This is a genomic window from Acidovorax delafieldii 2AN, assembly GCF_000175235.1.
GTDB classification, from domain to species: domain Bacteria; phylum Pseudomonadota; class Gammaproteobacteria; order Burkholderiales; family Burkholderiaceae_C; genus Acidovorax; species Acidovorax delafieldii_B.
Window position 1 is genome coordinate 1 of sequence record NZ_ACQT01000399.1, and the last position, 2,241, is coordinate 2,241.

Genomic DNA, 2,241 nt, shown 5'->3' on the forward strand with positions numbered 1-2,241 from the left:
TGCGACGACGCGGGCCTGCAGGCCGTCATCGATGGCCGCTTTGCCGTGCTCAACGCCCTGCCGTTTCATTGTGCGGTGGCGGTGGCCACCCGCTGCGCCGCTGTGGGCGTGCACTATTTCGATCTGACCGAGGACGTGGCCAGCACGCGGGCCATACGGGCGCTGGCCCCCGCCGCGCGCAGTGTGCTGATGCCCCAGTGCGGCCTGGCCCCCGGGTTCATCGGCGTGGTGGGCCACGACCTGGCGCGGCGCTTCGACACACTGCACACGCTGCGCATGCGGGTGGGGGCGCTGCCGCGCTACCCGCAGGGCGCGTTGCGCTACAACCTGACCTGGAGCACGGAAGGCCTCATCAACGAATACTGCAACCCCTGCGAAGCCATCGTGGACGGCGTGCGCACCACGGTGCCTGCGCTGGAAGGGCTGGAGACCTTCGCACTGGACGGCGTGGAATACGAGGCCTTCAACACCTCGGGCGGGCTGGGCACGCTGACGGAAACGCTGGCGGGCCGGGCGCGGCAGGTGGACTACCAATCGATCCGCTACCCCGGCCACTGCGCCATCCTCAGGCTGCTGCTCAACGACTTGCGCCTGCGTGACCGGCGCGATCTGCTCAAGGACATTCTGGAAGCCGCCATCCCCTCCACCGACCAGGACGTGATCGTCGTCTTCGCCACCGCGTCGGGTCTGCGCGGCGGGCGTCTGGTGCAGCATTCGTATTCGGCCCGCATCGTCGGCGCCGAGGTGGCGGGGCACACGCTCAGCGCCATCCAGCGCACCACGGCGGCGGGCATCTGCACGGCGCTCGACCTGGTGGCCACGGGCCACCTACCCGCGCGGGGCTTTGTTGGTCAGGAGGCGGTGCGCCTGGCGGATTTTCTGGCGAACCGGTTCGGGGCGGCCTGCGCTTCTGAAGCTGCGCTGGCCTCTTGAGATGCCAAGGCCGAGGCCCTCGCCTCAACGTCCTGCGGGCTTTTGGTACATGCCCTCGATCGCATGGGCAAAGTGCACCGCCAGATTGCTGCGCTTGAGCTTGAGCGTGGGCGTCATGAAGGTGTTCTCGATCGTCCACGGCTCCAGCGTCAGGTGCACTGCACGTGGCACCGCGTAGCGGGCGAAGCTGGCCGTGTTTTTTTCGATGCGGGCCAGCACGGCGCGGTGCACGCTGGGATGGTTCAGGCTGTCTGCAGCCTGCGGATTCAGGCCCAGATCGGCCGCCAGGCGCACCCATTCACCGCGCTTGACCACCGCCACGCAGGCGATGAACGGGCGGTTCTCGCCGACCACGAAGGCCTGTTCCAGCAACGGGTCGGCCAGCAGGGCCAGTTCAAGGTCACCGGGCGGAATCTTCTCGCCGGTGGAGGTGACGATGATTTCCTTGATGCGGCCCTTGATGTAGATGCGGCCGTTCACGATCTCGGCCTGGTCGCCCGTGCCCAGCCAGCCCTCGGGGTCGAGGATGCGTGCGGTGTCTTCGGGCCGCTTCCAGTAGCCCTTCATCACGATGGGGCCGCGCACCTGCAGCTCGCGGTTGTCGCCAATGCGCACCTCCACGCCGGACAAGGCCTTGCCCACGCAGGCCGGGTCGTTGTCGCCCAGCGCGTTGACCGATACCACGGGTGCGGTCTCGGTCATGCCGTAGCCTTGAATAAGCGGCAGCCCCAGGCCCAGAAAGCACTTGGCAATGGTGGGTGACAGCGGGGCGCCGCCGCTCACCGCCACACGCACGCGGCCACCAAACTGGGCCAGCAGCGGCTTGGCCACCAGGGCTTGCAGCACGGGCCAGGGCAGGGCGGCCATCCAGCCTGCGGCCTGGCTGCTGGCATCCGGCGTGGGGGCTGGCAGGCCCTGGGATGCACAAAACCGGGCCCAGCCCTTGTTCTGCGCGGCTTCATACAGCTGCATCTTCCAGGGCGTGGGCGAGAGCTTTTCCAGCAGCTTGGCGTGGATGCGCTCGTAAATGCGCGGGACCGACACCAGCACCGTGGGGCGCACGGCCTTCAGGTCTTCGGCCAGCAGCGGCACCGAGCGGGCGTAAGCCACGCAGCTGCCCGCCGCCATCGGCAGGTAGTAGCCGCCAGTGCGCTCGAAGGTGTGCGACAGGGGCAGGAACGAGAGGAACACGTCGTCCGCCGTGGGCACGATGCGCTCGAGCACAGCCTTCACGTCGCTGACCACATTGCGGTGCGTCAGCATTACGCCCTTGGGCTTGCCCGTGGTGCCGGATGTGTAGACGATGGC

2 protein-coding genes are annotated in these 2,241 nt (G+C 68.1%); one reads left to right on the plus strand and one right to left on the minus strand.

Annotation, left to right across the window (positions count from 1 at the left end):
• Window positions 1-933, plus strand: a 933-nt coding sequence (locus ACDELDRAFT_RS21550; protein WP_005800525.1) for a saccharopine dehydrogenase family protein, incomplete at its 5' end; no start/stop codon positions are given.
• Window positions 934-957: 24 nt separating this feature from the next.
• On the opposite strand, the gene ACDELDRAFT_RS21555 is transcribed toward ACDELDRAFT_RS21550, so the two are convergent.
• Window positions 958-2,241 (minus strand): AMP-dependent synthetase/ligase (locus tag ACDELDRAFT_RS21555; RefSeq protein ID WP_005800527.1); only part of this gene is annotated, 1,284 nt, incomplete at its 5' end.